Here is a 22,398-nt window from a genome sequence, read left to right on the forward strand (position 1 = left end):
CCGCTCGGCCCCGGGCGCCGCGGCCGGCACGAAGCTGTGCGGGAACGTTCACGTATCGGTCGGCTGGCCGTCCGCGGGACGGCTCCGTGCCCTGCCACCGTGCTCGGTGTGCGCGTAGCCGTGATCACCGAGTCGTTCCTCCCCCACGTCGACGGGGTGACGAACACGGTGTGCCGAGTTCTGGAGCATCTACGCGACCGCGGCCACGAGGCGATGGTCGTCGCCCCGGCCCCGGCACCGGCCGCCCGGCGCACCGCCCCCCGCGCGCACGCCGACGCACCCGTGCTGTGGGCACCCTCGGCGCCGATGCCCGGCTACCCGGCGTTCCGCTTCGCCGTCCCGTGGCCCGCGCTGCCCGCGGCGCTGCGCGAGTTCGACCCGGACGTCGTCCATCTCGCGGCCCCGGCCGGGCTCGGCGCGCAGGCGGTGTTCGCGGCCCGGCGGCTCGACGTGCCGAGCGTCGCCGTCTACCAGACCGACATCGCGGCATTCGCGGCCCGCTACGGGCTGGCCACCGCCGAGCGCACGATCTGGCGCTGGCTCGCCACCGTGCACCGGCTCGCGGCGCGCACGCTCGCGCCGTCCTGGGATTCGGTCGACGCCCTGTTGCGCCGGGGGGTGCAGCGGGTCGCCCGGTGGAGCCGGGGCGTGGATCTCGAACGGTTCGATCCGGGGCACCGCGACGCCGACCTGCGCCGCCAGTTGGCCCCGGGCGGCGAGCTGCTCGTCGGCTACGTCGGCCGGCTCGCCCGGGAGAAGCGGGTGGACCTGCTGGGTGCGGTCGCCGACCTGCCGGGCACCCGGCTCGTCGTCGTCGGCGACGGCCCGTCCCGACCGGCCCTCACCCGTTCGCTGCCGGACGCCGCCTTCCTGGGCTTCCGCAGCGGCCGCGAGCTGTCCGCCGCGGTGGCGAGCCTGGACGTGTTCGTGCACACCGGCGTGCACGAGACGTTCTGCCAGGCCGCCCAGGAGGCCAAGGCCAGCGGGGTACCGGTGGTCGCCCCGGCGGCCGGCGGGCTGCTCGACGTCGTCGAGCACGGCCGCACCGGCCTGCACTACGCCCCCGGGGATCCGGTGGCGCTGCGCACCCAGGTCGCCGCGCTGGTCGGCGACCCGCAGCGGCGGGTCGCCATGGCGCTGGCCGCGCGGGAGTCCGTCGCCGGCTGCGGCTGGAGCGCGGTCGGCGACGAGCTGCTCGGCCACTACCGCGATGTTCTCGGCACCGGTGGCGGACAGACCGCACGTCACGGCGGACACGACAGGNGGACACCATGAAGATCGTGCAGGCGGCGAACTTCGTCGCGCCGGCCTCCGGCGGAATCCGGACGACGCTGCGCCACCTCGCCGCGGGTTACACGGCCGCCGGTCACGAGGTCGTCCAGATCGTGNCCGGGGAGCGCGACGAGGTCGAGCGGCGCCCCGACGCGCTGGTGCTGCGGGTCCGGGCACCCCGCCTGCCCGGCACCGGCTATCGGGTCATCACCCAGCCGTGGCGGGTGGCGGCCCTGCTCGACCGGGAGCAACCCGACCGGTTGGAGGTCCACGACCGGGCGACGCTGCGTCCGCTGGGCGGCTGGGCGCGCCGGCACGGCGTGCCGTCCCTGGTCGTCAGCCACGAGCGGCTCGACCGGCTGCTCGGCACCTGGACGCCGCCGGCGCTGCGGGGCGTGCTGCCCGTGACAGCGGCGGCGGACCGGGCGAACGCCTCGCTCGCCGGCGGGTTCGACACGGTCGTCACGACGACGGCGTGGGCCGCGGCCGAGTTTGTCCGGCTCGGCACGCCGAATCTGCGCCACATCCCGCTCGGCGTCGAACTCGACCGGTTCCACCCCGACCACCGCGACCGCACGCTGCGCCGGGCGTTCGCCCGGGACCGGGAGGCACTACTGGTCGTGGCCAGCCGGCTGGCGCCGGAGAAGCGGGTGGACACCGCCGTCGACGCCGTCGCCGAGCTCGTCCGCCGGCGGGTTCCGGTCCGCCTGGTGATCGCCGGCGACGGCGCGCACCGCGGCCGGCTGGAACGACGGGCCGCGGGGCTGCCCGTGACCTTTCTCGGCTTCGTCGCCGACCGCGAACGGCTCGCCGGCCTGCTCGCCAGCGCCGACCTCGCGCTCGCCCCGGGACCGGTCGAGACGTTCGGGCTGGCCGCCCTGGAGGCCCTCGCCAGCGGCACGCCGGTGGTGGTCAACCATGCCAGCGCGCTGGCCGAGCTGGTGGTGCCGGGGGTGGGCGCGATCGCCGCCGGCAGCGGGTTCACGTTCGCCGACGCGGTCGTCGACCTGCTGTCGATGCCGCCGGCAGGGGAGGTCGAGCGCCGCGCGGCGGCGCGGGCCCGGGCCGAGCAGTTCACCTGGTCGGCCACGGTCGCCGGCTTTCTCGGTTGCCACGCCGAGTCGCCGACAGCCAGCCCAGACCAACCGGGTCAGGCCACCCGACAGGCGCAGGCGGCCCACGGGGGGCAGACGGCGCGGGCAGCCCACGGGGCGCAGGCAGCCGAGGCAGCCCACGCGGCGCAGGGGGCCCACGCCGCCCACGCGGCCGAACCAGCTGACGCGGTTGGGCCCGCCGGCACTGCTGCGGTTGCCGCACCGGCCCCGGGGCCGCCGGCGCCGCCGCTGGCCGCCTGAAGCCGGCACCACCGGTGGCCGCGAACCGGTCAGGCCGGCGCCCCCCACCGGCGACACGCTTCGTCGCGTTGGGCGACAGCATCACCGTCGGGCTGGGTGACGGAGTCACCATGGGGCGCGAGCACCGCCGCACCGCCACCCATGGTCGAGGGTTCGCCGCCCGGCTCGCCGAACGCCTCGGACCGCCCGGCGCCGTCGACTACACCAACCTCGCCACGACCGGCGCGACGGCCCGCGACGTGCGCACCCGCCAGCTACCGGTCGCGCTCACCCGCGACCCGCAGGTGGCCACCGTCGTCGCGGGCATGAACGACGTGCTCAAGCGGACGTTCGACCCGCTGCAGGTGCGTCAGGACCTGGTCTGGACGGTGAGCCGGCTGCGTGCCGGCGGGGCGGTCGTGCTCACCGCGACCCTGCCCGACCCCGGCCGGTTGCTGCCGCTGCCGGCACCGCTGGCCCGCGTGCTCGCCTACCGGGTCGGACGGCTCAACGCCGCCGTGCGCGCCACCGCCCGGGCCGATCCCGGGGTGCTCGTCGTCGACCTCGGCCGTCATCCGGCCGTGCGCCACCGGTCCAGCTTCGACGTCGACCGGGTCCATCCGGGGCCGCACGGGCACCGGCTGATCGCGCAGGCGTTCGCCCTCCGGCTCGCCCAGGCCGGGTTACCACTTGTCGGCGCGCCGTCCGGGCCGGGTGCCGCAGGTGACCTCGACGCCGAGGTCACGGCCCCGGGTACGCTCCGGCACTCCTACTGGCTGCTCAGCGTCGGCCTGCCCTGGCTCGCCGGGCGGTGCCTCCCCGGCGGGGACCGGAACGCCTATCACACGGAAAATCGGCTCGTGAGCCACCCTCGGCGCGCCTGAGAGCCCCTCGATTGCCTACGGTAGGCAATGTGCTTCCCGCCCTGTCAGCCTCGCCCCGGTCCGGCGTCCTCACCGGCTGGGGCAACGCATGGCTTGCCGGGCTCGTCGGACTGGACGACGTCATCACGCAGGTGCACCGCGCGCTCGGCGGCGAGTCGGCGCCGCACACCCTCGGCGACGAGCCGCTCGTCCTCGGTCTGGGTGCCCTGCGCACGGCCGGCGCGCAGCGGCTGCGCCTCATCCTGCCCGCCCCGGGTGACGTCGCCGGCCTGCCCGGCCCGGCGGAGGTGAACCGCGACGCGATCACTGCGGGTGAGGCCGTCCTCGTCGTCGGGCCGACCCCGCCGCTGTTGCTCGTCCCCAGCGTGGTCGTGCACGGTCCGGCGCTGGAGGGCCGGCTGGAGTCGGTGCACTGGCGGGTGCTGCCGGCGGCCAGGGTGCCCCCGCCCGGCGCCGGGCTGCGCGCCGCCGAGCACGACCTCAGCGACGCGATCCGCACGACGACGGCCGCCCTGGTGCACCTGGACATCGCCAGCGCCCGCCCCGAGGTGCTCGCTCTGCTGCGTGACCGGGGCGAGGAGGAACCGGGGCCGGGGCTCGGTCCGGGCCATCCGTCGGCCGCCCACGCCCTGCTCGCCCGCGCGGAACGGCTGTCGACCCTGCTGGACCTGGCGGCCCGCGACGACGGCGCCGCGGTGACGGCCCACGAGATCGCGCGGCGGTCGGCGGCCCTGCGCAGCCTGTCCGCGGCGGTGCGGCGCGCCTACGAGGCCGCCTATGACGCGTTCGACCCCTCCTGCGCGACGGTGCCGCCACCGCACTGAACCGGCGGCGCCGGCTCAGTTCAGCCGGGGGCAGAAGTGGCCCGCGGGATCGTCGGGGCGACCGCACAGGACGCACGCCGGGCGACCGGCGGCGACGATCGTGCGGGCCCGCTCGATGAAGGCTCGGGCCTGCCGGATCGACAGGCCGACCCGCAGCGAGTCGAGCTCGTCCTCGCTCTCGGGCAGCCGGATCTCGCCGGGCGAGATCCCGGCGGCCTCGACGAACACCCGATGGCCGTCCCAGGAGACGGTGAGCTGCCCCAGGTGGAAGTCCTCCTGAAACGGCGCGTCCAGCGGGGCGAGATCGATCTCGACGTCGGAGGCGGCCGGAAGCGGTATCCCCTGGGTCTGGCCGACCTGGCCGAGCAGCGTGTTCAGCCCCTCGGCGAGTGCTGTGACCTCGGTTTTCTCCAGGCCCACGGTCACGACCTGCCCCCGGCCGGCGGCCTGCAGGAAGAAGACCCTGTCACCGGGTTGGCCCACCGTTCCCACCACGAACCGCTCCGGGGATTCGAACACGTAGCGCTGCATATCTCCGATCGCTCCGTTACCTTCGTTCGCCTCGTCGTCCGGTGCTGGTTGCGTCGTTCCCCATCAGTATCGCCGCATCCCCACGACGTCCAGTCGCCGCGGCGTCCGTGACGGCGCGCGACGCATGCTGCGGCGACTGCCGCGGCGGCACGCAGCAGTGCGCGGCGCAGCTCTGCGGCCACGGTCCGAACTCGGTCAGCGCCCGGCGGGGCAGGTCCGGATTCCGGACCTCCTCGACGAGCTCCCGCACCATCGCGACGAACCGCGGGTCGGTGCCCACCGTGCCGGCGCGCGCGACCGGCAGCCCGACCTGCGCCGCCCGCTGNGCGGCGAGCACGTCGAGATCGTAGGCGACCTCCATGTGATCGCTGACGAAACCGAGCGGCACGACGACGGCGCCCACCGCCCCGGCGCCGGCGAGCTCGACCAGCCGGTCGCCCACGTCCGGTTCCAGCCAGGGCACCGCCGGCGGTCCGCTGCGGCTGCAGTAGGCCAGTTCGACGGGATGGCGGACCCCGGTCACGCGCTCGACCCCGGCGGCGATCACTTCCGCCACGGCGCGGAGCTGGCGCGGGTAGGCGTCGCCGCGGGGACCGCTCGCCCGCGCCTGCGACAGCGGCAGGGAGTGCGCGGTGAACACCAGGTGGGCGTCGGTACGTGCCTTCTCGGGCAGCTCGGCCAGCGCGGCGACGCACCGGTCGACCATCGGTTCCACGAAGCCGGGATGGTCGAAGAACAGACGCAGCTTGACCAGCTCCGGGACGGCGAGGGCCGGCGGGAGCGCGGCGAGTGCCGCGGCCAGGTTCTCCCGGTACTGGCGGCAGCCCGAGTACGACGAGAACGCCGAGGTGACGAAGCAGGCCGCCCGGCGGACCCCGGCGGCAGCCATCTCGGCGACCGTGTCGGTCAGGTAGGGCGCCCAGTTGCGGTTGCCCCAGTAGACGGGCAGGCCGGGCAACTCCGCCCGCAGCGCCTCGGCCAGCGCACGGTTCTGGTCGTTGAGCGGGCTGCGTCCACCGAACATCCGGTACTGCTCTGCGACGACCTCGAGCCGCGACCGCGGGACGTCCCGCCCGGCCGTCACGTTACGCAGAAACGGCAGCACGTCGTCGGGGCCCTCGGGGCCGCCGAAGGACACGAGCAGCAGCGCGTCGACGGCGCCGGCCGGCTGCGACGCGGGCGTCGCGGTCATCGAGGCACGCGGTTGGCGAGGTCGGCCGGATAGGTCGGGAAGTAGCGGCCGATGGTCGACAGCTCGAACTCCGTCAGGATCGCTCCCGCCGGTTCCCGGGCCAGCAGGTACTCGAACGACGCGCGGACCAGGGCGATCATGCCCGGCACGTCGCCGACGTCCGTCCCGCTCGCCGCGAGCACCGCGTCGTCGACGGTGACCCGGAACGAGAAGGAGAGCCCGGGGACGCCCGGCGAGGTCTCCTCGGCGACCTCCACGTCGAAGTCGCGGCCACCACGCGGTTCCACCCGGATCACGCTCATCGGACCCACCCCTTCGTGGCTGCGGCGACCTCGACGCCACCACCCGGGAGGCGGGCGGTGGGCCAGGACCGGCGCCGTGTGACGCCGGCCGCCGCGCACGGCCACGGCTCGACGGCGCGCGGCAAGGCTCCGCCGACCACGATATCCGTCGGCGACGATCCTCACCCACCCGCGGGCGTGACCGACGGGTGCCGGCGGGAGCGCGGCCCGCGCGGGCCGGCGCCTGGGTTCGACGGCCATGCGGTTCGGTGCGGGCCTGACGAGGTGGTCCTCTCGGCGGCCGGGGCACCGTTCGCGAGGTGCGTGCGGCCTGTGACGAGTGACGAGAGGCCTACGGCGTAGCGCGAGGGGCTCAGGGGCTCAGGGGCTCAGGGGCGGCCGGGACCTGCGCCCGGCCGCGGTCAACCAGTCCGCGAGTCAGTGCCCCATGCTCAGGCCGCCGTCGACCGGGATCAACGCGCCGCTGATGTACCCGGCCGCGGGCGAGGCCAGGAAGGCGACGAGGGCGGCGACGTCCGCCGGCTCGCCCATCCGCCCGCCGGGCACCTGGGCGGTGAGGGCCGCCCGCTGGGCCTCGGTCAGGGCGTCGGTCATGTCTGTGCGGATCGGGCCGGGGGCGACGACGTTGGCGGTGATGTTGCGGGGCGCCAGCTCCCGGGCGAGGGAGCGGGCGAAACCGATCAGGCCGGCCTTGGAGGCGGCGTAGTTGGACTGTCCGGGCCCGCCGGTGGACGCGACGACGGAGGAGACGAAGATGAGTCGCCCGCGGCGCAGCCGCATCATCGGCCGCGCCGCCCGCTTGGCCACCCGGTAGGCGCCGAGCAGGTTCGTGTCGACGACCTCCTGGAAGGCGTCCTCGCTCATGGTGGCCAGCAGGGTGTCACGCACGATGCCCGCGTTGGACACGACGATCTCGACCGGGCCGAACTCGGCCTCGACCTCCGCGAACGCCTTGTCGACGCTCTCGGTGTTGGCGACGTCCATCCGGACGCCGAGNATGCCCTCGGGGGCGGAACCACCGCGGCTGGCGACCGCGACCCGGTCCCCCGCGGCGGCGAGCGCGACCGCGCAGGCGGCGCCGATGCCGCGGTTACCACCCGTCACCAGGGCCACGCGACCCTCGTTTTCGACCATGGCCGGATAGTAGCCGGCCGACAGACCGCTTCCGGACCGTCCCGGCCGACGACACACACATCCCGGAGGACCGCGGGGAACTGTCACCTCCGCGGTCACCCCTTGGTGGCACTGCACCCGCGTCGGCACCACTGGCACGCGGTGTCCGGATCCGCTCTCCTTCGTCACGCCGCGGCACTCTCGTGCGGTGCGGCGGTGCGGCGGTGCGGCACGATAGCAGTCATGCGGGTGACGATCCGGGTCCACCCGGGCGCCGGGCGGGCCGCCGTGGGGGGGCGCTGGACGGATCCGCGGGCGGGTTCGATGGTGATCGTCCGGGTGACCGAACGGGCCGTCGACGGTCGGGCGACCGAGGCCGCCCTGCGTGCCCTGGCCGGGGCGCTCGGCCTGCGCCGAACCCAGGTGCGGCTCGTCCGCGGGGCCACGAGCCGGGTCAAGACCTTCGAGCTCACGACTCCCGCGGCGGACGAACCGGCCCTCCGGGCCCGCCTCGACCGCCTGCTCGCCGGTGACGACCTCGACGGGACGGCCAGCGCCACGACGGGCTGACGGGTCCTGCCCGGCCACGCGACCGATCCGGGGCGTCGCCGGTGGGGCGGGCGGCAGAGCCGGAATGTCGCCGCGGAGCCGGAATGTCGCCGGGGAGCCTGAATGTCGCCGGCGGAGCCGGGGCGTCGCCGGTGGGGCGCGCACCGGCGCCGTGGGGTGCGTGGACTCCGGCCAGCGGCACCGCAACCGCCCACGGATGCTGAAATGGTGCGACCACCATGAAACAGGACGCCGGACGCGGGCCTGCCGCGCGTAGTGGACGTGTGTCGCAGATCCGGCCGGCGGCACAACCTCTGGCCTACACCGCACGTCCGGACATGGGGAGGTCGGTGTCGTGGGACGAAGGCCGGTCATGCGCAGACCGGAAGTGCGACCGGCGGACGCCATGCGGACGCACACGGGTCGGGGGGAGCTGACCATGGGACCAGACATCCCGGATGTCCCTGCCGCCGCGGACGTCCGCGGCACCGCAGGGGTCCCGGACACCGCAGAGGTCCCCGACACGGCGGAGATCCCCGACACGGCGGAGATCCCCAACACGGCAGAGGTCCCCGACGACCGGAACATCGCCCTGCCGGCCGCCGCACAACGACCGGGCCAGAAGGACGGCGCGACGGCCCCGGCCCGCCCGCCCCGGCGATCCGGCTCGCCCATCCAGCACGATCGAGACGAGGACTCCATGGTGACGTCGCCGGCCGCCGCCCGCCGCCCCCGGCCCGCCGACGCCGAGGCCGGGAAGCCCGCGGGGCCAGCCATGGCGCCGGGCGCCCTGGTGCCGGCCACGCCCCACGGGCCGTCCGGGCACGGCAGACCGGACCTGCCTGCCCGCAGCGCGCCGGAACCGGTCACGCCGGGCCCGCCCGGTGGGGTGCTCGATCTCGCCGCGCTGGCCGCGGTGGAACGTCGGCTGCGGGCCACCGCCACCGCGGTCGTCGAGGACGGCGTGCGCTCCGGACGGCGCTCGCCGGCCGCCGCCCGCAGCGAGCGGGCGGGTGTGGCCGCGGCCTCGAGCATCGCGACCGTCCTGTGGTTCGACGCACTCCGCGCCGAGGACCGGGTCAGCGTGACGCCCCGGGCCGCCGCCCTGGTCCACGCCGTCCATCACGTGCTCGAGGACGCGAGGGTGGGCGTCGACCCGATCGGCGCGCCGGCGGTGGGCGATCCGCCGGCCGGTTGGCTGCGGCCCGACAGCGTGCCGCCCCCGGCGGACTCCCGCCCCCTGCGCGTGCTGGGCGCCGGCAACGTCGGGCCGAGCGGAACGGTGTGGGCGGCGCTGGCCCGGCGTTACGCCGGCGAGCGCTTCGACCACACCCCGCGGGGACGCCAGATCTGCCTGATCGACTACGCCGAGCTACGCGACCCGGCCGTCTGGGAGACGATCGCCGACGAGCGGGCCGCCCACCTCGGCGAGCTGTTCTGGGTGGTGATGGTGACCGGGACCGGAGTGTCCGCCGCCACCGGCGGCCCCGGCGGGATCGGCGGGCCGGCCCGCGCGGCGCGGCTGTTCGAGGCGGCCGGCTGGCAGGTCCTGACCGTGCGCTACGGTCGCCGGCTCGAGGCGCTGTTCCGGGCGCCCGGCGGCCACGCGCTGCGGTCCCGCCTCGACCTGCTCACCCCGGCCGAGTTCCAGGACCTGCTGCACGCCCGCGGTGCGGACCTGCGCCGCCGCCTCGCCGGGCCGGGCACGGCCGGGGCNGGCATCAGCCGGTTGTTGGACACCCTCACCGACGAGCAGATCCTCGCCTGTCTGGGTGATCTGGGCGGGCACGACATCCCGCTGCTGATCGACGCCTTCGACGAGGTGGCCGCGGACCGTCCCACGGTGCTGTTCGCCTACACCGGCGACCTGCTCGCACCGGAGGACGACCCGTATCCCGCCGCGGACACCGGTCGCCGCGAACCGCCCGGGCCGGCGGCCACGCAGCTCGCCTCCCGCAACGGGGCCGGTGCGACGGTCGACGCCGACGGGGCGCTCGTCGCCCTGCCGCAGGATCCGGCGGCGGGGCGGCTCGCCCGCCACGTCGCGCGCTATCTCGACCGTGCTCCGGTGCCGCTGCGCGGTCCCGCCCCGGTGCCCGCGCACGCCGCCCGCCGCTTCCCGGAACGGATCTCCACCCAGGAGGCGTTCGGGGACCTGCTGCGGGATCTGCCGCGGCTTGCCCCGCAGGCGGCGGCCGCGGTGGTCACGATCAGCACCCGGGCCGCCGATCCCGTGCTCGCCGGGTGGCTGGCCGCCACCCGAGAGCCGGCCGCCACCCGAGAGCCGGCCGACGTCGGAGCACCCGCCGCCGGAAAGCCCGCCGAGGTCGGCACGGCGTCGCGCGATGGCAGCACCGACGGCGCCGGCAGGGCCGAGGGGGCGATCACCGGGCCGGCCGGTGGTGGATCGCCGGCGAACGGGATGCCCGCGGCGGCGAACGACCGCGTGCACGCTGGCAGCAGCGTGGACGTCGGCGCGGCCGGTGGCAGCGACGCGGGTGTCGCCAGCGGGGCGGGTGTCGCCAGCGGGGCGGGCAGCGCGACCGACCTGATGCGGCCGGGCGGCGCGGACGATGGCGATGGCGATGGCGACGGCGACGGCGACGGCGATGGCGTTGCCCCGGCGGGGCGGCACGTGGCCGGCGGCCTGTCGGCGGCGGCCTTCGGTGGGGTTCTCGGCTCGCTGGGGGTGGCCTGGAGCCGGCAGGGTTTGCCGCTGCTGCCGATCGGAGTCGCCGACGAGGTGTCGGCGGGTCGGGTGCTGCCCGGCTGGCTCGCCAGCGCCAGCGCCGACGCCCGCTCCGTACTGGCGGTGGCCGACACCGGACTCGATCCGGTCACCCGCGCCCTGGCGTGGAACGGCGGCGACGGTGCCCCGGCCGGGATCGCGGCGACCTGGGTCCCGGCGTTCGCTCACGATCTCGCGTGGTGCCTGTTGGCGGGGCTCGGCCGGCTGGCCCGACTCGACGGTGGGTCCAGCCTGATCCAGCTCTCCGCCCGACCGGTGGACCAGCGGCTCGCCGAACTCCCGGTGGACGCGGACGGCTGGCGCCGCCGTCGCGCCCTGGTGCTCGCCGGCGGCTACCGGTTGCACGAGGGCGGCCCNGCAGCCGCGATTACCCTGGTCGGTGTCGGCCCGGTCATGCCGGAGGTGCTGCGCGCCGCGGCGGAGTTGCGCGCCGGGCTCGGTCACGAGGTGAGCGTGGTCTGCCTGACCTCGCCTGGAGCCGTCTTCCAGGCGCTGCAGGCCCGCCGCGGGCTGGCCGAGGGGTCGGACGCGCTGCTCGCCGAGCTCTTCCCGGCCGACCGGCGCGCTCCCATGGTCACCGTGGTCGACGGCGATCCGCGGACGCTGAGTTTTCTGGCGGGCGTGCACGGCGATCCGATCTCGACCCTCGGCTCGGCCGCGCCGCCGCCGGACGCCGCCGGGGCGGCGGCCCGGCCGGGAGCCGTACCCGTCACGGTGGACGTGATCGTCGGAACGGCGTTGGATCTGCTCGACGAGGCGGCGAACGCGCGCTGACCGGCGGCGGGCGCACCGGCGGCGGGCCGACCTGGGGCACGGCCACCCGGCGGTCGGCCCGGCGCGGGCGGTGCGCGTCAGACGCCGACCGCGTGGACGCCGCCGTCGACGTGGACGATCTCGCCGGTGGTCGCCGGGAACCAGTCCGACAGCAGCGCCACACACGCCTGGGCCGCGGGGGTCGTGTCGTGGACGCTCCAGCCCAGCGGCGCCCGACCGTCCCAGACGTCCTCGAACTGGCTGAATCCCGGAATGCTCTTGGCCGCCATCGTGCGCAGCGGGCCGGCCGCCACCAGGTTCACCCGGACGCCGCGCGGGCCGAGATCGCGGGCGAGGTAACGGGCCGTGGACGCCAGTCCCGCCTTGGCGACACCCATCCAGTCGTAGGAGGGCCAGGCGACGGAGGCGTCGAAGTCGAGGCCCACCACCGACGCCCGCTCCCCGAACAGGGGCAGGGCCGCCCGGGTCAGGGAGGCCAGCGACCAGGTCGACACCTGCAGGGCGGTGCCGACCTCCGACCACGCGGCCTCGACGAACGGTTTGCCACCGAGGACCGACTCGGGGGCGAAACCGATCGCGTGCAGCACCCCGTCCAGGCCGTCGACGTGTTCGAGCACCCGCCCGGCGAGACCGGCCAGCTGCTCCTCGTCGGTGACGTCCAGCTCGACGACGGGCGCCTCGCTGGGCAGGCGCTTGGCAATGCGCCGCGTCAGCGACAGGCCACGTCCGAATCCGGAGAGAACCACCTGCGCGCCCTGTTCCTGCGCGATGCGGGCAACGCTGAACGCGATCGATGCTTCCGTGAGAACACCGGTGACGAGAACGCGCTTACCTTCGAGAAGTCCGCTCATGGGCCGCATCCTGCCAAACATGGCCGCCCATGTGGGCACACCCGGGCCCGGAAGTCTGCCCCCGTTCCGGTCGGGCGACGCCGCGGCCGTCGAACGACACACGGCGGGCCCATCCGATATCCCGAGAACGTGGATCAACCGTTGCGAACGCGTCGATGCGGCGCCGCGGGCCGGTGATCAGGATCGGCTCAGCCGGCCGCGGGCGCTGCGGGTCACCGGCTCGACGAAACGGGCGGCCAGCGGGCCGATAATCGCCATGAGCAGCACATAGCAGGCGGCGAGGGGCCCCAGTTTCGGTTCGATGCCGGCCGCCACGGCCAGACCGGCGATCACGATCGAGAACTCGCCGCGCGCGACGAGGGCCGCGCCCGCCCGGAACCGGCCCATCGTCCCGATCCCGGCGGAGCGGGCCGCCCACCACCCCGTCATGACCTTTGTCACGACTCCGGCGAGCGCCAGCAGCGACCCGGCGAGCAGTGCCGGGGGAATGTCGGCGGGGGCCGTCTGCATGCCGAAGAAGACGAAGAAGACGGCCGCGAACAGGTCCCGCAACGGCCGGAGCACCTCCTGCGCCCCCTCGGCCACGGGCCCGGACAGGGCGATGCCGACGAGGAACGCGCCGACGGCGGAGGACACCTGCATCCGCTGGGCGAGGCCGGCCACGAGCAGCGCCAGCCCGAGCGCCCGCAGCAGCAGGACCTCGTCGTCGCGGTCCGCCGACGGGTTGAACACCAGGCGGGTCACCTTGTCGCTGTGCCGCAGCGCGACGTAGAGGACGGCCACGAGCAGGCCGAGGGCGATCGCCACCGTCAGCGACCCGCGGGCGAAGNTGTGGTGGGCCAGCAGCGCGGTCAGGATCGGTAGGTACACGGCCATCGCCAGGTCCTCGAGCACGAGGACGGACAGCACGACCGGCGTCTCCCGGTTACCGAGCCGCCCGAGGTCGCCGAGGACCTTCGCGATGATCCCGGACGAGGAGATCGCCGTCACTCCGCCGAGAACCACGGCGGCCGTCGGACCCCAGCCCAGGATGAACGCCGCCACGACGCCCGGCGTGGCGTTCAGGACGAGGTCGAGGACCCCCGCGCGGGCCTGTTTACGCAGGCCGGACAGCAGCTCGCCGGCGGTGTACTCCAAGCCGAGGGTGAGCAGCAGCAGGACGACGCCGATCTCGGCACCGACGCCGATGAACTCCTCACTGGCACCGAGCGGCAGCAACCCGCCGTGGCCGAAGGCCAGGCCACCGACGAGATAGAGCGGAATGGGAGAGATCCCGACGCGCAGCGCCAGATGTCCGAGGATGCCAAGGGAGAACAGAACTCCCCCGAGCTCGAGGAAGGTCGTCGCGGTGGAATGCACTCGATCNGGCCAGCCCGCTCGTCAGCCGGAGTGGAGCAACGCGGCCACGGACGCCGTGTTCTCCGGGGTCCCGACGACGACCACGATGTCCCCGGCCTCGAACCGGAAGTCCGGCCGGGGGGAGGCGTGGACGATCTGGTCGCGGACGACGGCGACGATGGAGGCGCCCGTGCGGGTGCGGGCCTGGGTGTCTCCCAGCGGGCGGCCCGCGAAGGGCGAATCGGGCAGAATCGCGATCTGCTCGCCGACCAGCCCGGCGAACGCGCTGCTGATGTCNGCCAGCTTCTCGACGATGTGCGGCGCGCCCANCAGCTCCGAGAGCGCGTCGCTCTCCTCCGCCGTGAGCGCGATGGAGTCCCGGGAGGAGTCGGGATCGTCGGGATCGTAGATGACCAGATCACGCCGCCCGTGATGATGGGACACGACCCCCAGCCGACGGCCGCTGCGCGTCTGGAAGTCGTGCCGCAACCCGATGCCGGGGAGCGCGGTCTCCTCGATCTCCACAACAACCCTTTCCGCGCCTTGTTGGCCCGCTCGTCCNCAGGAAGCTCCTGGTGAGCCGCCTTATGNCACCCTAACGAACGATCCGGAGACGCCCCTGGTTCGCGGCGTCGGCACCGAAACGCGAAAGCCTCGGTAACCCGGCGACAGGTGGTCGTCACAGGATGCCCCCGTCCGGAACCGGGCAGTCGACGCGTCATCAGCGCCGATCGCGTTCTGGGCCGCGACCCGTCCGACGGGCAGGGGCATCGGGCCGGTCCCCTCCCGGCGACGTCGCGAAGCGCCGCGGCGAGAAGGCGGTCCAGGTCACGGAGCCGGTCTCGGCAACTCGGGCCACGATTGTGGTGCCCGGCGCGTTGCTAGGGGGTGACGACGTCGATGACGCCCGGCCGACATCCGCCCGGACGCCACGACCGGAGCCGGCGCCGGCAACCGCCGCCGGCTACCACCGCAGCCAGCAACCACCGCGTCAGGGAAACCACCACCGCCGCCATCAGCCACGCCACCAGGAACTACTGCCACCAGGAACCACTACCGCCAGCAACCACCATGGAGCCGTGGGGACCTGCGCGCACCCCGTCCCGCCCGCNCACCGTCCCACCCGCCCGGTCCCACCCCGTCCAGGGAGAGTCGCCGCCCGTGCTGACCCAAAGCGCTCGACTGCTGCGCAGGATCGCCCTCACCGTGCTGGGGATCGTGGTCCTCGGCGTCGGCATCGCGATGCTCGTCCTGCCCGGCCCGGGCTTCCTCGTGGTCNCCCTCGGGTTCTTCATCCTGAGCCTGGAGTACGAGTGGGCGCGCAGCCGCTTCGAGCGGGCCCGGCGCAAGGCCGCCGACCTCGCCGACCAGGCGGCCGCCAACCGGTTCTCCTCGGCGTTCACGATCCTGTTCGGGCTCGGCATGATCGCCGCGGGCATCGCCTGGATCGTCGTCGACAGCCTGCCCGCCTCCTCGCCCTGGACCGGTGGGAGTCTGATCTTCAGCGGACTCGTCGTGCTGGCGACGATGATCGTCAGCCTTTGGCAGGCCAAGCAGGCGCGGGACGCCGGTCTGCCGACCCCCGCCGAACTCCTCGAAGAGCGCGAGCAGGAGGAGCAGGCGGGCGCCGAGTCCGACGAGGAGACGCGGGAGCGCGCCGACGAGGAGACGGGGGGCGTGCCACGGGGGTGACGCAGGACCCGGCCAGCCGCCCCGGCTGATCCTCGCCGCCCGACCCCGGTTCGAGGGTGTTACTGGCCCTGGGTCTCCTGGCTCATGCCCATCACGCCCGGCTGGTCGTGGACGCACCGGTACACGGCCGCGCGGTCGGCGGTCGACGCCTTCGCGACGTCGTAGCGCAGCGGATAGGCCCTGCTGACGGCCAGGTTGTTGCGGTCCTTCGGTTCCTGGATCGCGCGGCCCACCGAGGGGCACGCGGCGCGCACGNCCTCCTTCTGCGCCGCCGTCGCCTCCGGCGTGAAGTAGACCACAGCCTCCTGCTTGGGGGGTGGCCCGCTCAGCGTCGCGTAGATCCCGAACACGATCAGGCCCACGGCGGCGAGGGCGATCGCCACCACCGCCGTGCGGCGCCGCGGATCGACCAGGTACCGCACGGCACGGGTGGTGGCGGTGGGCGACGAAGAGGCCACGTCGTGAGTCCTGTCACATCGGGGAAGGAATTCTGGTCCGGATTACGGGTGGACCACCACGAAGTCCGGACCCCCAAACTAGCCGGNCGGCGCAGTCCGTAAGGTGAACGCCTTTGTGAGGCTCGGCGACCTCCGCCACGTGTGACCGCCTCCCCCGCCCGGCCCACCTGCCGGCCGGGGGCGCGCGCCCAACCCGGGCACGCGCAGCGGCACACCGTCGACCGGCGGCGCCCGCCCACGATCGGGCCCAACGACGGGTCACCCGCGATGGGCCACATCCGATGACGCCGGCGACGGCGTTCATCCCACATCCGGCGATCATCACGTCCGATGATCGCGACCAGCGAACCATGGGAGCGAGGAACAGGTCGTGCCATCCCTGATCGAGGACTACGCGCTGATCGGCGACACCCACTCTGCGGCACTCGTGGCGCGCACGGGCTCGATCGACTGGCTGTGCCTGCCCCGGTTCGACTCGCCGTCCTGCTTCGCCGCGTTGCTCGGCGACGCCGACGACGGGCACTGGCAGATCGCCCCGGTCGAGCCGGTCCTCGGCGTCAGCCGCCGCTACCGCGGCGACACCCTGGTGCTGGAGACGGACATGACCACCGCCTCCGGCACCGTGCGCATCGTCGACGCGATGTTCCCCCACGCCGGCACCCACACGGTGCTGCGCCTCGTCGAGTGTCTCGAGGGCGCCGTCCACATGCGCTCGGAAACCCGCTTCCGTTTCGACTACGGCTCGATCGTGCCGTGGGTGNGCCGCGTCGACGAGCACACCATGTCGGCCGTTGCCGGCCCGGACGCCGTCACCCTGCGCACCACCGCCCCGATGGAGGGGCACGACATGGCCACCTACGCCGACTTCCACGTCGCGGCCGGCCAGTCGGTGCCCTTCTCCCTGACCTGGACGCCGTCGCACCAGACGCCGCCGCCGGTCCACGACGTCCGCCGCATGATCACCCTCACCGAGGCGTGGTGGTCGGACTGGATGGCCGGCTGCACCTACGACGGTCAGTGGCAGNCCGCCGTGCGCCGCTCCCTGATCACCCTCAAGGCCCTGACCTACGCCCCGACCGGTGGCATCGTCGCCGCCGTCACCACGTCGCTGCCGGAGCACATCGGCGGGGTGCGCAACTGGGACTACCGGTACTGCTGGCTGCGCGACGCGACCATCACCCTGCTCGCCCTGCTCGACGCCGGGTTCACCAGCGAGGCGACCGCCTGGCGGGAATGGCTGCTGCGCGCGGTCGCGGGCGACCCGTCCCGGGTACAGATCATGTACGGCGTCGGGGGGGAACGCCGCCTGCCCGAGTACGAGGTGCCCTGGCTCGCCGGCTACGAGAACTCCTCCCCCGTTCGGGTCGGCAACGCCGCCGTCGACCAGTTCCAGCTCGACGTCTACGGCGAGGTCCTCGACGCCCTGCACGTCGCCCGGGTCGNGGTCGCCAACCGGCGGCCGTCCGTGCCCGGCCTGGTCCTGCCCGGCGGGCAGGCGCTCGCCGACCAGCACGGCGACGACTCCTGGCCGCTGCAGACCAAGCTGATGGACTTCCTGGAGACCGNCTGGCGCAAGACCGACGAGGGCATCTGGGAGGTCCGCGGGCCACGCCGGCACTTCGTCCACTCGAAGGTGATGGCCTGGGTCGCGGCCGACCGGGCCGTTCGTGGCATCGTGGAGTCCGGCCTGCCCGGTCCCGTGGAACGCTGGTCCGCGCTGCGCGACGAGATCCACACCGAGGTCTGCGCGAGAGGCTTCGACCCGGACCGCAACACCTTCACCCAGTTCTACGGCTCCCGCGAGCTCGACGCGGCGCTGCTGTACATGCCGCTGGTCGGCTTCCTGCCGGCGACCGATCCCCGGGTCGTCGGCACGGTCGCGTCGATCGAACGGGAGCTGATGGAGGACGGTTTCGTCCTGCGCTACCCGACCGCCGAGGACGGCGCGGTCGACGGGCTGCCCGCCGGCGAGGGCGCGTTCCTCGCCTGCACTTTCTGGCTCGCCGACAACTACGCGCTGTCCGGACGGGTGCATGAGGCCCAGGAGCTGTTCGAACGCCTGCTGTCGCTGCGCAACGACGTCGGCCTGCTCGCCGAGGAGTACGACCCCCGGCTCGGGCGGATGACCGGCAACTTCCCGCAGGCGTTCAGCCACGTGCCGCTGGTCAACACGGCGCGCACGCTCACCGACGCGCTGCGCGGGGTGCCCCGCTCGCGCACCGACCGCGCGCACCCGCCGGGCCACTTCTTCGGCTGAGCCAACCCGGCGGCGGCGTGGGCGGCGCAGGCACGACCTGGCGGCGGCACGGCGGCGGCGTGGTTGGCGCAGGTCGTGCCATGCCGGGTCCACCGCACGGCCGCCGCACGGACTATCAGTTCGTCACACAGCGTGCATGCCGATACTTGTTCCGTACTGTCGGCGTGGCGGGAGACTCCAGCCGATCGACGAGGAGCAGGGGGCGGGGCGTGGCAGGTCGGATCGCGGTGATCGGCGGCGGCATACTCGGACTGGCGGTGGCCCGGCGTCTTGGCCAGGTCGAACCGGGAGCGACGGTGACCGTGTTCGAGAAGGAGCCCGACGTCGCCCGGCATCAGACCGGACGCAACAGCGGCGTCGTCCACGCCGGCCTCTACTACGTACCGGGCTCGCTGAAGGCCACCNTGTGCCGGCGCGGCGTCGGCCTGCTGCGCGAGTTCTGCGACACCCACGACATCCGCTACGACGAGTGCGGCAAGGTCGTCGTCGCGGTCGACGACAGCGAACTGGAACGGTTGGCCGCGATCGAGAAGCGCGCGCAGGCCAACGGAGTCCCCCGGACCCGCATGCTCGACGCCACCGAGCTGCGGACGATCGAGCCGCACGCCCGGGGAGTCGCCGCCCTGCACTCCCCCACCACCGCGATCGTCGACTATCCCGGGGTCGCGCAGGCGCTCCGCAAGGAGATCATCGCCGCGGGCGGCTCGGTGCGCACCGGTGCCGAGGTGATCGGTGTCGACGAGCGGCCGGACGGGGTGCACCTGCGCCTGACCGTCGCCGGCTCCGCCAGCGCCCGGCCCAACGGCACTCACGAGGTGGCCGCCCAGGACGGCGGGCGGGTCTCGGTCGTCTCCGAGCGCGTCGGTCCGTTCGACCTGCTGATCNCCTGCGCGGGGCTGCAGTCGGACCTGGTGGCGACCTTCACCGGCGAAGACCCGTCGCCTCAGATCGTCCCCTTCCGAGGCGACTACTGGCTGCTGCGCCCACAGCGGCGGGACCTGGTCCGCGGGCTGATCTATCCGGTGCCGGATCCGCGATACCCCTTCCTCGGCATCCACCTCACCAAACGGATTGACGGAGAGGTCCTCGTCGGGCCCAACGCGGTGCTCGCCACCGCCCGCGAGGGCTACACGGTCGNCACCGTCCAGGCCAGCGATCTGCGTCGGACCCTCGCCTGGCCGGGNTTCCACAAGATGGCCAGGACGCACTGGAAGACCGGCGCCAAGGAGATCCTGCACACCGTCAGCAAGCGTGNGTTCGTCGCAGAAGCCCGGCGCTACGTACCCGAGCTACGGACCACCGACGTGGTGCGTGGGCCGGCAGGGGTGCGGGCCCAGGCTGTGGCCCGGGATGGCAACCTCGTCGACGACTTCGTCCTGTCGCACACCGGGCGGGTCCTCCATGTACGCAACGCGCCGTCGCCGGGTGCGACCGCATCGCTCGCGATCGCGGAGCACATCGTCAGCAAGGTCGTTCCCGAACCGGCGAGCTGACGCCTGCGACTCGGCGGCACGACACGGCGACATTGCTGTCCGGACGCCGGGGACCCGCATCCCCGGGGTTCGGACGCTCGACGGATGCGATCCNGGTCCGGTGAGTGTGACGCCGGACCGCCAGGGTCGTGATGTTCTCGCCGACGCCGAAAAGGACCACGGTGCGGGTCTCGAGCTGGCCCGACGTTGGCGCGCCGCACGGTCGGCCTCGGCCGTGACCCACCTGGACGCGGCCGCCGCCGCCAGGCCCAGCCAGGCGACCCTCGACGTTCAGATCGCCCACCTGCAGCGCGAAGGCGAGCATGGTGCGTACGTCGCCGAGATGGAAGCGGGCGAGGCGCTGCACTCCGCGCGGGCGGCACTCGCCGATCTCCTCGGACCCGGCCTCAGCCCTGACGATGTCACCTTTCACCATTCGGCGAGCACCGCCTTCGCCGCGCTGCTCGCCGCCTGGCCTCTGCCTCCGGGCGCCAGAATCGGAGTTCTCCCGAGCGAGTACGGCTCCAACATGTTCGTGCTCGAGGCCCGGGCGCGGCAGGCCCCACTCGAGTTGATCGATCTGCCCGTCGACCCGCAGGGTGTCATCGACCTCGACGTCCTCGACAGAATGGGGATCACCAGCCCCGGGGCTGCCCGTCCGCTCGCGCTCACCGAGCTGGATCTCGTCGTCTTTCCCCATGTCCCCAGCCAAAGCGGCATCGTGCAGCCGGCTGCCGAGATCGGTAGCCGCTGTGCCGCCGCCGGGGTACCGCTCATCCTCGACGTCGCCCAGTCCCTCGGCCAGATCGGTGTCTCCGACATCCAAGCCAGCGCCTACGTGGGGACATCGCGCAAGTGGCTGTGCGGCCCGCGGGGCACCGGCTTCCTCGCTGTGCGGGGGGACCTGGCCGAGCGCATCAACGTCGCGGTTCCGAGTCTCTACAGCATGGGTCGGGGCAGGGACGGGCGGCCGGTTCCCCTACCCGGCCTGGCTCGGCTCGGCATCGGTGAAGCCTCGATAGCCTCCCGGGTCGGTCTCGCGCAGGCGCTTTCCGAGCTGCTCGTCAGCGATCCCCCGCTCGTGTTCGCCCGGATCGTGTACCTCGCCTCCTGTGGGCGCCGCGTCCTGGACGGTGCCGGCGGATGGCGGGTGCGCGAGCGGCCGGACTCGCCGACCGGCATCGTCACGCTGGAACCACCACCCGGCGTGGACCTCGTGGCAGTCCATGATCGTCTCTACCGGCAGGATGCGATCCTCACCAGCGCCATCCCGGTCCAGCGGAGCCGTGATCTCGCGGGGCCGGTCCTGCGGGTGAGCGCCCACGTGNACAACGATCCGGGCGAGTTCGAGCGGCTCGCCGCAGCNCTGAGCCGCGAGGACGGCAACTCCCCGTCNCGCGCCTGAAACGGACATGCACGCTTCAGGCGGCACCCGGCGTGGCCGGCCCCGCGGGGGGCGGGACATCCAGATAGGGCTCTGGCAGTACTCGGTAGGTTCGTCCCTCCGGGCTGGTCCAGAGGAAGACGCCGGGCGTCGGCTGCTCGCACTTCCAGTCGGCGGCGGGAGGCTGCGTGCGGCCGCGGACGGTAGGCTCCGCCGGCGGGCGGCCCGGGCCGGCACCGCCAGCGTGCCTGCGCCGGGTCCGACGCCGACGGCGGCTCTCCGCGTGCTTCAGGTGATGGTGCCGGGCGCAGGCTGGGCCGAGATTTTCCTCCTCCGTGCGGCCGCCTTCGCCGTGTGGTTTCGTGTGGTCGATCTCGCAGTTGATCGCGGGCTTTCCGCAGCCCGGAAAGATGCACTGGCNGTTTCTCGCACGCACGGCCCGCGCCAGGCCGGGTGAGGGGAAGCGCCGATCCCCGACCTCGACGACCTGGCCGTTCCGCGGATCGGTGAGCATCCNCCGCCAGGTCGACTGCGAGTCGGCGGCGAGCTCGCGGGCGAGATCCGCCGGGATCGGGCCGTATCCGGCAAGCTCGCCCGGCTCGTCCGAGAGCCCCATCAGGGTCGAGATCGGCACCACGACCTGCACCTCGGGGCGGATGCTGTGGCGGTCCTGTCCCATCAACAGCTCGTAGAGGACGTCAGCCCGGCGCTCATCGAGCGTGCGCTTGTCTTCCGGATCGGTGCCCGAGAGACGGGCGAACACATCGACGCGGTGGTACACCGCCACCATCCGCTCGGCGGAGAGCAGCGCCCGCAACGTGCCCATNCCGTCCTCGCCGTCGGTGATCCGCACGCAGCGTCCCCGCACCGCATGACGATGCCGGCGGTTCGCCCCCTGCGGATCGACCTTCAACACCCGGCGCCGTACCGCGGCGCGGAAAGTCGCATGGCTGGCCCGGCCTCCCTGCTCGAGGGCTGCCCGCTCGACGGCGCCGGCCTGCACAGCGTTCAGCGCCGCGGTCTGGNGGGCGAGGCTCTCCACCCGCAGCAGGTCGATCTCGCCTTCGTGTAGGGCACGCAGACTCGCCGGCAGCCGGGTGCACACCTCGACCGCCAGCGTCAGCCTACGGGTGCCGAGAGCCGGCGCGACTCCCAGCTCGGCGGCCAGCTCCTCGCCCGCGAACTCACTGAAAGGTCGGTCTTCCGACTCGCCCTCCAGCCGCGGACGGTGCTCGACGAACCGAGCTCGCACCGCGAGTTGCTGTGCCTGCAGTCGCGCGATCTGCCGTTCGAGTCGGACATCGAACNGCAGGCATTCGTCCGCGCTCAGCTCGTCGACGACCCGGTCGAACACGCGCATCGCGCTGTGGCCGGGCGGGGTCCGCGCCNCGGCCTCCCCCTGGCTGGCGGCCGGCCGACTCA

Annotated in this window: 16 protein-coding genes and 21 pseudogenes; 20 read left to right on the forward strand and 17 right to left on the reverse strand. The window is 74.0% G+C overall.

Going from position 1 to position 22,398, the window contains the following annotated elements; genetic code table 11:
• Positions 1 to 108 precede the first annotated feature (108 nt).
• The 5 genes and pseudogenes from UK94_RS21475 to UK94_RS21490 form a co-directional block, all read left to right on the forward strand.
• A partial coding sequence (locus tag UK94_RS21475; protein ID WP_235489108.1) for a glycosyltransferase family 1 protein occupies positions 109 to 1,263 on the forward strand: 1,155 nt, incomplete at its 3' end.
• An 8-nt stretch (positions 1,264 to 1,271) separates the two neighbouring features.
• Positions 1,272 to 1,388: hypothetical protein (locus UK94_RS60950; protein ID WP_235489162.1), on the forward strand; the 117-nt coding region annotated here is incomplete at its 3' end.
• Between the two features lies 1 nt (position 1,389).
• Positions 1,390 to 2,627, forward strand: a pseudogene (locus UK94_RS21480) (glycosyltransferase); the annotation flags it as partial.
• 14 nt (positions 2,628 to 2,641) lie between these two features.
• Positions 2,642 to 3,490 (forward strand): SGNH/GDSL hydrolase family protein, encoded by an 849-nt coding sequence (locus UK94_RS21485; protein WP_011605632.1) that lies wholly within the window; start codon positions 2,642 to 2,644, stop codon positions 3,488 to 3,490.
• A gap of 29 nt (positions 3,491 to 3,519) precedes the next feature.
• The gene (locus UK94_RS21490) at positions 3,520 to 4,314 is read left to right on the forward strand and encodes a hypothetical protein (RefSeq protein ID WP_011605633.1); all 795 of its coding nucleotides are present in this window, start codon (positions 3,520 to 3,522) and stop codon (positions 4,312 to 4,314) included.
• A gap of 15 nt (positions 4,315 to 4,329) precedes the next feature.
• On the opposite strand, the gene UK94_RS21495 is transcribed toward UK94_RS21490, so the two are convergent.
• From UK94_RS21495 to UK94_RS60960, 6 genes and pseudogenes are all read right to left on the reverse strand, one after another.
• The gene (locus UK94_RS21495; protein WP_011605634.1) at positions 4,330 to 4,845 is read right to left on the reverse strand and encodes a DUF3090 domain-containing protein; all 516 of its coding nucleotides are present in this window, start codon (positions 4,843 to 4,845) and stop codon (positions 4,330 to 4,332) included.
• Positions 4,846 to 4,861: 16 nt separating this feature from the next.
• Positions 4,862 to 5,170: pseudogene (locus tag UK94_RS60955) on the reverse strand (ferrochelatase); the annotation flags it as partial.
• Between the two features lies 1 nt (position 5,171).
• Positions 5,172 to 6,037: pseudogene (locus tag UK94_RS21500) on the reverse strand (ferrochelatase); the annotation flags it as partial.
• A complete protein-coding gene (locus tag UK94_RS21505; RefSeq protein WP_041939524.1) occupies positions 6,034 to 6,339 on the reverse strand; it encodes a hypothetical protein in 306 nt (101 codons plus the stop codon). The pseudogene UK94_RS21500 and the gene UK94_RS21505, both read right to left, overlap by 4 nt.
• 417 nt (positions 6,340 to 6,756) lie before the next feature.
• Positions 6,757 to 7,335 (reverse strand): SDR family oxidoreductase (locus UK94_RS21510; protein ID WP_235489112.1); only part of this gene is annotated, 579 nt, incomplete at its 5' end.
• A gap of 1 nt (position 7,336) precedes the next feature.
• A pseudogene (locus UK94_RS60960) lies at positions 7,337 to 7,473 on the reverse strand (SDR family NAD(P)-dependent oxidoreductase); the annotation flags it as partial.
• Between the two features lie 222 nt (positions 7,474 to 7,695).
• Between UK94_RS60960 and UK94_RS21515 the strand changes: the two are divergent.
• Positions 7,696 to 8,022 (forward strand): DUF167 domain-containing protein, encoded by a 327-nt coding sequence (locus UK94_RS21515; RefSeq protein WP_055751286.1) that lies wholly within the window; start codon positions 7,696 to 7,698, stop codon positions 8,020 to 8,022.
• Between the two features lie 3,579 nt (positions 8,023 to 11,601).
• On the opposite strand, the gene fabI is transcribed toward UK94_RS21515, so the two are convergent.
• The 5 genes and pseudogenes from fabI to UK94_RS60985 all read right to left on the reverse strand — a co-directional run.
• Complete coding sequence (gene fabI / locus UK94_RS21525; protein WP_011605641.1) at positions 11,602 to 12,375, reverse strand: enoyl-ACP reductase FabI; 774 nt, start codon at positions 12,373 to 12,375, stop codon at positions 11,602 to 11,604.
• Between the two features lie 177 nt (positions 12,376 to 12,552).
• The coding region (locus UK94_RS60970) for a cation:proton antiporter (RefSeq protein ID WP_235489114.1) at positions 12,553 to 13,204 on the reverse strand (652 nt) is incomplete at its 5' end.
• A 1-nt stretch (position 13,205) separates the two neighbouring features.
• Positions 13,206 to 13,734, reverse strand: a pseudogene (locus tag UK94_RS60975) (cation:proton antiporter); the annotation flags it as partial.
• A gap of 21 nt (positions 13,735 to 13,755) precedes the next feature.
• A partial coding sequence (locus UK94_RS60980) for a TrkA C-terminal domain-containing protein (protein ID WP_313949566.1) occupies positions 13,756 to 14,010 on the reverse strand: 255 nt, incomplete at its 5' end.
• Between the two features lie 33 nt (positions 14,011 to 14,043).
• Positions 14,044 to 14,238, reverse strand: a pseudogene (locus UK94_RS60985) (potassium transporter TrkA); the annotation flags it as partial.
• 636 nt (positions 14,239 to 14,874) lie between these two features.
• Here UK94_RS60985 and UK94_RS60990 point away from each other — a divergent pair.
• Positions 14,875 to 14,991 (forward strand): PGPGW domain-containing protein (locus tag UK94_RS60990; protein WP_313949570.1); only part of this gene is annotated, 117 nt, incomplete at its 3' end.
• Position 14,992: 1 nt separating this feature from the next.
• Positions 14,993 to 15,405 (forward strand): annotated as a pseudogene (locus UK94_RS21540) (hypothetical protein); the annotation flags it as partial.
• Positions 15,406 to 15,464: 59 nt separating this feature from the next.
• Here the strand turns inward: UK94_RS21540 and UK94_RS60995 are convergent.
• A pseudogene (locus UK94_RS60995) lies at positions 15,465 to 15,660 on the reverse strand (hypothetical protein); the annotation flags it as partial.
• A gap of 573 nt (positions 15,661 to 16,233) precedes the next feature.
• Here UK94_RS60995 and UK94_RS61000 point away from each other — a divergent pair.
• The 12 genes and pseudogenes from UK94_RS61000 to UK94_RS21560 form a co-directional block, all read left to right on the forward strand.
• On the forward strand, positions 16,234 to 16,623 hold a 390-nt coding region (locus tag UK94_RS61000), incomplete at its 3' end, for a DUF5911 domain-containing protein (protein WP_235489117.1).
• A gap of 1 nt (position 16,624) precedes the next feature.
• Positions 16,625 to 16,887: pseudogene (locus UK94_RS61005) on the forward strand (glycoside hydrolase family 15 protein); the annotation flags it as partial.
• A gap of 1 nt (position 16,888) precedes the next feature.
• Positions 16,889 to 17,305, forward strand: a pseudogene (locus UK94_RS61010) (glycoside hydrolase family 15 protein); the annotation flags it as partial.
• A gap of 1 nt (position 17,306) precedes the next feature.
• A pseudogene (locus UK94_RS61015) lies at positions 17,307 to 17,428 on the forward strand (hypothetical protein); the annotation flags it as partial.
• Position 17,429: 1 nt separating this feature from the next.
• Positions 17,430 to 18,120: pseudogene (locus tag UK94_RS61020) on the forward strand (glycoside hydrolase family 15 protein); the annotation flags it as partial.
• 209 nt (positions 18,121 to 18,329) lie between these two features.
• On the forward strand, positions 18,330 to 18,524 hold a 195-nt coding region (locus UK94_RS61025), incomplete at its 3' end, for an FAD-dependent oxidoreductase (RefSeq protein WP_235489123.1).
• 1 nt (position 18,525) lies between these two features.
• A pseudogene (locus tag UK94_RS61030) lies at positions 18,526 to 19,004 on the forward strand (FAD-dependent oxidoreductase); the annotation flags it as partial.
• Position 19,005: 1 nt separating this feature from the next.
• Positions 19,006 to 19,257 (forward strand): annotated as a pseudogene (locus UK94_RS61035) (FAD-dependent oxidoreductase); the annotation flags it as partial.
• Between the two features lies 1 nt (position 19,258).
• Positions 19,259 to 19,303, forward strand: a pseudogene (locus UK94_RS61040) (hypothetical protein); the annotation flags it as partial.
• 1 nt (position 19,304) lies between these two features.
• Positions 19,305 to 19,374 (forward strand): annotated as a pseudogene (locus UK94_RS61045) (hypothetical protein); the annotation flags it as partial.
• Between the two features lies 1 nt (position 19,375).
• Positions 19,376 to 19,613, forward strand: a pseudogene (locus UK94_RS61050) (L-2-hydroxyglutarate oxidase); the annotation flags it as partial.
• Between the two features lie 214 nt (positions 19,614 to 19,827).
• A partial coding sequence (locus tag UK94_RS21560) for an aminotransferase class V-fold PLP-dependent enzyme (RefSeq protein WP_235489126.1) occupies positions 19,828 to 20,919 on the forward strand: 1,092 nt, incomplete at its 3' end.
• 94 nt (positions 20,920 to 21,013) lie between these two features.
• On the opposite strand, the gene UK94_RS61055 is transcribed toward UK94_RS21560, so the two are convergent.
• From UK94_RS61055 to UK94_RS61075, 5 genes and pseudogenes are all read right to left on the reverse strand, one after another.
• Complete coding sequence (locus tag UK94_RS61055) at positions 21,014 to 21,388, reverse strand: HNH endonuclease signature motif containing protein (protein WP_268761549.1); 375 nt, start codon at positions 21,386 to 21,388, stop codon at positions 21,014 to 21,016.
• A gap of 9 nt (positions 21,389 to 21,397) precedes the next feature.
• Positions 21,398 to 21,492 (reverse strand): annotated as a pseudogene (locus tag UK94_RS61060) (hypothetical protein); the annotation flags it as partial.
• Between the two features lies 1 nt (position 21,493).
• Positions 21,494 to 21,802 (reverse strand): annotated as a pseudogene (locus UK94_RS61065) (HNH endonuclease); the annotation flags it as partial.
• Between the two features lies 1 nt (position 21,803).
• A pseudogene (locus UK94_RS61070) lies at positions 21,804 to 22,001 on the reverse strand (HNH endonuclease); the annotation flags it as partial.
• A gap of 1 nt (position 22,002) precedes the next feature.
• Positions 22,003 to 22,258: pseudogene (locus tag UK94_RS61075) on the reverse strand (DUF222 domain-containing protein); the annotation flags it as partial.
• Positions 22,259 to 22,398: the final 140 nt, after the last annotated feature.

This window comes from Frankia sp. AvcI1 (assembly GCF_001420875.1).
In the GTDB taxonomy this organism is placed as follows: Bacteria; Actinomycetota; Actinomycetes; order Frankiales; family Frankiaceae; genus Frankia; species Frankia alni.